6 protein-coding genes and 1 pseudogene are annotated in these 7028 nt (G+C 69.7%); 3 read left to right on the top strand and 4 right to left on the bottom strand.

What is annotated here, in order from left to right; all coding sequences use genetic code 11:
- Nucleotides 1-267: pseudogene (locus ACOJSN_RS07700) on the top strand (sugar ABC transporter permease); the annotation flags it as partial.
- Nucleotides 264-1238 carry a carbohydrate ABC transporter permease gene (locus ACOJSN_RS07705; RefSeq protein WP_420111919.1) on the top strand — a complete coding sequence of 325 codons (975 nt, stop codon included), beginning with the start codon at nucleotides 264-266 and terminating at the stop codon, nucleotides 1236-1238. The pseudogene ACOJSN_RS07700 and the gene ACOJSN_RS07705, both read left to right, overlap by 4 nt.
- Here the strand turns inward: ACOJSN_RS07705 and ACOJSN_RS07710 are convergent.
- The gene (locus tag ACOJSN_RS07710; RefSeq protein WP_420111920.1) at nucleotides 1228-2250 is read right to left on the bottom strand and encodes a LacI family DNA-binding transcriptional regulator; all 1023 of its coding nucleotides are present in this window, start codon (nucleotides 2248-2250) and stop codon (nucleotides 1228-1230) included. The two genes, ACOJSN_RS07705 and ACOJSN_RS07710, sit on opposite strands and share 11 nt — an antisense overlap.
- 60 nt (nucleotides 2251-2310) lie before the next feature.
- Nucleotides 2311-2625: a hypothetical protein gene (locus tag ACOJSN_RS07715; protein WP_420111921.1), complete on the bottom strand. Its 315-nt coding sequence runs from the start codon at nucleotides 2623-2625 to the stop codon at nucleotides 2311-2313.
- A 141-nt stretch (nucleotides 2626-2766) separates the two neighbouring features.
- Between ACOJSN_RS07715 and ACOJSN_RS07720 the strand changes: the two genes are divergently transcribed.
- Nucleotides 2767-5250 (top strand): tetratricopeptide repeat protein, encoded by a 2484-nt coding sequence (locus ACOJSN_RS07720; RefSeq protein ID WP_420111922.1) that lies wholly within the window; start codon nucleotides 2767-2769, stop codon nucleotides 5248-5250.
- A 14-nt stretch (nucleotides 5251-5264) separates the two neighbouring features.
- Here ACOJSN_RS07720 and ACOJSN_RS07725 read toward each other — a convergent pair whose 3' ends face one another.
- Both ACOJSN_RS07725 and ACOJSN_RS07730 read right to left on the bottom strand, forming a co-directional pair.
- On the bottom strand, nucleotides 5265-6548 hold the full coding sequence (locus ACOJSN_RS07725) for a glycosyltransferase (protein ID WP_420111923.1): 1284 nt from the start codon (nucleotides 6546-6548) through the stop codon (nucleotides 5265-5267).
- On the bottom strand, nucleotides 6530-7028 hold a 499-nt coding region (locus tag ACOJSN_RS07730), incomplete at its 5' end, for a glycoside hydrolase domain-containing protein (RefSeq protein WP_420111924.1). The genes ACOJSN_RS07730 and ACOJSN_RS07725, both read right to left, overlap by 19 nt.

The raw sequence follows: 7028 nt of genomic DNA on the forward strand, positions 1-7028 counted from the left end.
GTCACGCTGCCGCAGATGCGCGGCATCCTGCTGATCATGCTGCTGCTGCAGATGATCGGGACCTTCCAGGTGTTCACCGAGCCCTACATCATGACCGGCGGTGGTCCCGAGAATCGGAGTCTGACGATCCTGCTGCTGATCTACCGGTACGCATTCGTCGCCGGAGACTACGGACGTGCGACAGCGCTCAGCCTGCTCCTCGCGGTCGCGCTCTCGTTGCTCTCGGCCGTCTATCTCTGGGTCACCAGGCGTTGGAGCTCGACATGACCACTCAGCTGAACACCCCGACGACGGCCATCGACGCTCCCGCCGAGGTGAGTCCTGCGCCGCGGCGTCGGCGGTCCGAGGTGGACGACGTGCGCAACGAGCGCAGCATCATCTCCTCGATGGATCGCAAGGTCCCGCTGATCCGGGGTGCGGTCGCCGTCGCGGGCGTGCTGGTGATCGCGGCCCTCGTCGTCACGTGTGCCGGCCCGCTGTTCTGGCTCTTCAAGGCGGCAACCTCCACGTCGACCGAGACGCTCGCAGCGCCTTTCGCGCTCTGGCCCAGCGGCCTGCACTGGGAGAACCTGGTCAACGCGTGGACGCAGGTCGACTTCGCCACCTACATGCGCAACACGCTGCTGGTGTGCGGCGGGGCGTGGTTCTTCGGGCTGCTCGTGGCCACGACCGGCGGCTACGGCATCGCGGTGCTGCGGCCGGCCTACGCCAAGGTCGTCTCCGCCGCGGTGCTCGCCACCCTGTTCATTCCCGGGGTCATCTCGCTCGTCGCGCTGTACCTGACGGTGATCGAGCTCCCGATCTTCGGCGTCAACCTCATCAACACCTTCTGGGCTGTCTGGCTGCCGGCCTCCGCGAACGCCTTCAACGTGCTGCTCGTCTCGCGGTACCTCAACACGATCCCGCGCGACCTGTTCGATGCTGCACGTATCGACGGCGCAGGTCAGATGCGAGTCTTTTGGAGCCTCGTGCTCCCGCTCGCGCGGCCGATCCTCGGGGTGCTGTCCCTGCTGACGATCATCGGCGCCTACAAGGACTTCCTGTGGCCGCTGCTCGTGCTGCCACGGCCCGACCTGCAGCCGATCTCTGTCGCCCTTCCGCGCATCGAGAGCACGACCGACTTCGCTGTGCTGATGGCGGCGATGTTCATCTCGGTCCTCGTCCCGGTCCTGCTGTTCCTCGCCTTCCAGCGCCAGTTCCTGCGGGCCGCAGGAAGCGCCGGAGCGATCAAGGAGTAGCGGTCGGTGCCATGCCGGGGCCTAGCGTCGTCTCGCCCAGCACCAGGACGCAGGGCTGACGCTGGATGCCGGAGGCAGCGACGGCGCCGGTGGCATATTCAGCCGCGCTTACCCCCAGCCGAGTCAGCAGCGGGTCGACCGTGGTCAGGTGGCGTGTGCCCTGACCGATGATCGTGCCTTCCCAGTTGTCGACTCCGACCAGTGCGACGTCGTCAGGGATCCTCAGACCGTGCTCGAGCAGGACCTTCTCCGCGCCCCTGGCCAGGTGGTCGTTGCCGCAGAAGATGGCGTCGAACTCGACGCCCGTACGCAGCAGCTCTGCGGCCGTGGCGATCCCGGTCTCCTCCGACCAATCGGGTCGCGAGTGCACGGCAACAGGGCTGAGTCCCACCTCGGCGAGCGCTGCCGCCATTCCGCGCTCGCGCTCGGTCGCTGCGACGTCGTCGGCGGCGGTCAGGTGGGCAATCTTGCGTCGGCCGATCTCGAGCAGGTGGCGCGTTGCTGTCCGGCCCGCCATCTCACCATCAGGCACATAGGTGGTGTCATCCGCCGAATCGGTACTCGTGAATGCGTAGGCGACCGGCACCGTGAACCGCTGACTCACCGATCGAAGGGTGTAGTGAGGGCCGTCGCCGATGACGAGGAGGCCGTCGATACGGCGCGCCTGCAGCCGACGGATGCTCGCCTCCAAGACACCGGCGTCGAACTCTGCGTCGTACAGGAGCGTTGCCTGCTCGTGACGACCGAGGTAGGACGCTGCTCCGACGAAGATCGGCGCCGACCACGTACCCGTGGCGTTCTGCGTGAGGATGCCGATCGTCTGCGACCGCCCGCGCGCGAACGACTGTGCGAGCGCGTTGGGCTGGAAGTCGAGGCGGCGGGCGATCTCCCGGATCCGCTCGCGCGTCTTGTCGGAGACGCGATCGGTGCCGCTCAGCGCCTTCGACGCGGTCGACAGGGACACGCCCGCGACCTTCGCCACGTCGCTCAGCGTGACCTTGCTCTCCGCCACCCCCCGATCGTAGTGAGTCGTGGGCAACGCACGGCCACGTGTCAGGGACACCCGGTCGCGTCACACCACGCGACGGTCCTTGATACACGAGCGGACGGCGAGGGCGCCGAACAGCACCCCCAGCCCGGCGAGCACCGACACCGTCGGGATCTGACCGAAGCCCGCGAGCAACTGGGCGAGGCCGCTGCGTCGGCCGGTGGTGCGGTCGGTGATCTGGGTCTGCCAGTTGTCGCCGAGCATCAGGAACACGGCGCTCGCGGCACAGAACAGGAAGCCACCGACCAGAGCGAAGAAGCCACTGGTCGAGTCGTCATCCTCGTCCTGCGCGACCGGATCGGTGGCCTCGGCCGTGTTGTCGGGCTCTTGGATGGTCACGGTGCTCCTCGATGCTCATGCAGACAGGTGGTGGGTCGGCGGCTCCCGAGCCGCCGGATCAGGGCCAGTCTGCTGGGCGCAGCGGGCCGGCGGCGCAAGAGATCGCGAGCCCGAACGAGTCCGAACACCTACGATCGTCGGGTGGCTGACGCGTCAGAGGCGGCTGGGAGCGGACGCCGGCTCGACGAGCTCATCGAGGCGCTACGTCGCCTACGTCACGAGGCCGGCCAGCCCTCGTACGCACAGATCGCCACCCAGGTGGGTGAGCTTCGTGCGCGGCGCGGCAGTCCTCACGCTCGCCCGGGTCGCGTCACGGTCTATGACGCCTTCCGTGTCGGGAGGCGTCGTCTGGACATGGCACTGCTGCTGGACATCGTCGAGGTGCTGGCGGGCCCCGAACGGGTCGAGGACTGGCGGGGTGCCTATCTGGCCTCCCTGCAGCCCCGGCCGGATACCGGGGTGATCGAGTCCGAGCCCAGCGTGCGGCTCGATCTTCCCGAGCCTGCAGCACTCGTCGGCGTCGATCACCACCTCGTCCGCCTGAGCGACGCACCGGACGGGACCGTCGCACTCATCCACGGGCTGCCCGGCGTCGGCAAGACCGAGATCGCGGTCGCGGCTGCTGTGGCTGCTCGCCGCGCCGGATGCCGGACGCTGCTGGTGAGGTGCCGAGGCTACGACGACGACGGTCGTGACGGGACGCAGCAGATCGCTCGTGCGGTGCTGCGGGCACTCGGGCTCAGCCCCGACCACATCACCCGCCTCAGCGACGACGTCCTGCGCCAGAACCTGACTGCTGAGCTCGGTCGTGTGCCGACCGTGCTGATCTTGGATGACGTGGGACCCCGCACTCTGGTCGCGCCGCTGTTGCGCAGCGGAGGTGCGCGGGTCATCGTGACCTCCCGGCATCGGCTCGACATCGATGCGGCGCTGGAGATCTGGCTGGATGTCCTCGAGCCTGAGAACGCGGTGGCGCTGCTGACGCGCCACATCGGTCACGAGCGGGTGGCAGCGGAACCCGCAGCGGCGCGGGAGCTCGTCGCGTTGTGCTCGCACCTGCCCGTCGAGATCGTTGTCGCGTCACGCTCGGTGCTCGCGCGCCCCACCTGGACACTCACCGATCACGCCCGACGCCTTGCCGAGATCGGGGTCGACTCGGCGGTCCGGCGCGCCCTGGTGGATTCATATCGTCAGCTCGCCCCGGATGAGGCGCGTACGCTGCGTCTGCTCAGCCTGCACCCCGGCGAGACCGTGCGGGTCGATGCTGCGGCAGCGCTCGCCGGGCTCCCGGTCGAGCGCGCGACGGCGATCATCGCGGCCATGCGCCAGGCGCACCTGCTGCAGCCCATCGGTTCCGCCACGACCTGGCATGACGTCGTTCGTCACTTCGCCCGCCGTCGGCTGATCGAGGAGGAGCCGCACTCGTCGCAACGGGTCGCGCTGGGCAGGTTGCTGGAGTTCTACGTCGTGGCGCTGCAGCGCGCGAGCGAGGCGCTCTATCCCGGCGTCGCCGGTCGCACAAGCGCGGTGGTGGCGGACGTCGAGATGGCCGACCTCGACGACGCCGTGCAGCTGCGGGCGTTCTTCGACGCCGAGCGAGGCACGATCGCCAAGCTGGCCGAGGCCGCGGCGCGATGGGAGATGCCCAACCAGCTGTCGGACCTGTCGGCTCTGATGTTCGGGTACCTCAGCGTCAGCGAGCACCTGCGGGAGGCCGTCGCCCTGCATGGGCTCGCGGCCACCCACGGGGCGGCGGATCGCCGTGCCCAGGCGCTGCGGCACAGGGCACGCGCACTCGAGGAGCAGGGGCGCTACGACGAGGCGCTCGCCGAGCTCGACGACGCCCTGGCTCTCGAGGAGCACGAGGTCGAGCGTGTGCATCAGGCGAGAGGCAACGTCTGGCTGCGGAAGGAGCACTATGACGAGGCCGTGAGGTGTTACGAGCTGGCGCTCCAGCACGCCGAGTCGGCGGGGAACCGGCTGAATGTCGGCTTCGCCCAGTCCAACATCGCCGAGGCGTTGCGACTCAGCGGCGACATCGTGCGTGCCACCAGGTTCGCCGAGGCCGCCATGGCGACGTTCGCGGCACTCGGCAACGAGGCCTACCGCAGCATCGTGCGCGGCAACCTCGGTCTGATCGTGGCTGCCTCGGGTGAGACCGTGCACGCGAGGTCGTTGCTGGCCGAGTCCGCTGCTGCCGCCGAGGTCACGGGCAACGTCGCGCACGCGACCCGCATGCTGAGCGCCCTCGCCGTGGTCGAGCTCGATGGCGGCGACCCCGCCGCGGCCCAAGCGGTGCTCGATCGTGCGGAGCAGGCAGTCGGTGCTGACCGGCGCCCTGACGTCTACCTCGAGGTCCTGTCCACACGTGCCCGCATCGAGGCCGCGACCGGGCGCGAGGTCGCGGCCAGAGAGCGGTACGACGAGATCGTGCGGCTGGCGCGCCGGACCGGCACCCGGTCAGCGCTGGCACACGCCTACAACGGTCTGGGAGAGCTCGCCGCCGCGGAGGGCGATCACGAGACGGCACGTGCTCACCACGAGCGCGTGCTCGCGCTCGTGGAGCTAGGAGGGGACCTCGACCAGCGGTCCCGTGCTCGCCGCGGCCTCGCGGCTCTCGGCTGAGCCCGCACCATCGGTCAGGAGGCGGCGCGCAGTGCGGTGACGGCGTCGACCTTCGCCAGCAGCGAGTCGAAGATCGGTGCGCGGTCGAATTGGAGCGCGTGCGCGCGAGCACGCGCTGACCACGCGGCGCGAGCATCGGCGTCCAGCCCGAGCAGCGTCTCGTCGAGGGCGGTCGCCACCGCCGCGGGGTCGCTGGGAGGGACGAAGCGCGCGTGGCTGCCCACGGCCTCGCCGATGCCGCCGGTGTCGCAGGTGATGACAGGGCCGCCACCGGCCAGCATCGCCTCCACCAGCGCGATCCCGAACGTCTCGGTGAACTCCGGGCGCGGCTTGCTGGGGAGCACGTAGGCGAGCGAGCCCGCCATCAGCGCCGGCTTCTCGGCGTCGGAGACATCGTGCAGGAACATGATGCGGTCGCCCAGACCGGTGCGCTCGGCATAGGCGTGCAGGCTCTCCCGCTCGGGACCGTTGCCGCAGATGACCAACGGCCAGTGGTGGCGCACCTCGCTGCTCGCGTAGCCGTCGATCAGGTCGTCCACGCCCTTGGCGCGACCCAGCCGCGACAGGTACAGCACGTAGCGGCCGGCCTGCAGGCCACGACTGGCGAGAACCTGATCGCGATGCTCCTCGGCCACGTTCGTGTACTCGGTGGTGTCGATCGCCGGGTAGGAGACCTCGACGCGCTCGCGGCACTGCGGTGCGTACCGGGTGCCGTGGCGTGCGTCGAGCTCTTCAGCCGCGGCCACGATCAGCTGCTTGGTGTAGTCCGAGACGGCCACGCACACGTCGCTGTCCAGGTAGGCGCCCAGCACCTGCGCCGCAGCGCCGAAGCGGTCCTCCGCCACCGCGGCGCGTACGACGTTGGTGATGTCGGACCCCACCGCCTCCGCGATCGTGACGACGTTCACCGGGAGTCCTGTCCCCTCCGCCACCCGCAGTGCCTCCGCGACCGCGAGCGTGTGCGGGCTCAGGTACAAGGACAGGCAGACGGTGGGAACACCGTCGGTGAACAGCTCGACGAGCCGCCCCACGATCCCCGCCACGTAACGCCCGTCGGGCACCTTGTAGTCGCCCACCGGTGCCGGGCGCTCCACCACGATCCCCGGACTGTACGGCGAGATCTCGTCCAGCGGCTTCAGCGGCAGCCCGCTCGCCTGCAGGCGCTCGATCGGCCAGGTGACGATGCGGACGTCGTCGAAGCCGCGCAGCAGCGCAGCCTCGGCAAGGTTGCGGGCCTCGCCGGAGTGGCCGCAGATCACCGGATCTGCGCGTACGACGATCACGAGCCTGCGGGACATGGGTCCTCCGTTCGTCGTTGGTGTGGTGCGCTCGAGGCCGACGGCGGCAGCTCGCTCGTGCCCCAGTCGCTCGGTTGGTCGCCGAGAGCGAGCTCGAGACGACCGCCTCGATGGAGCTCCTCCGAGGTGAGCCAGGCACGATGGTGGGGAACGCCGTCGAGCGTGGCCGCCTGCACGTACTGGAGGCCCTCGCGAAACCCGACCGTGGCGACGTCCAGGGTTCCGTTGGCCACGGCGAGGCGAGCCGAGCGCCACGACGGCGCGTTGAGCATCACCACACCGTGACCTGCCACGGGGAACAGACCGAGCGAGGCCCACACGTACCAGGAGGACAAGCCGCCGGAGTCGTCGTTGCCGGGCAGCCCGCCGGCGCCGGGACCGAAGGTCTGGTGCACCGCCGCGTGGACGATCTCGGCGGTGCGATCGGGCCGACCGACGTAGTGGTACGCCCACGGTGCGTCCATGTCGGGCTCGTTGTTG

Origin of the sequence: Pseudactinotalea sp., from assembly GCF_048594945.1 — a bacterium.
Lineage (GTDB): Bacteria > Actinomycetota > Actinomycetes > Actinomycetales > Beutenbergiaceae > Pseudactinotalea.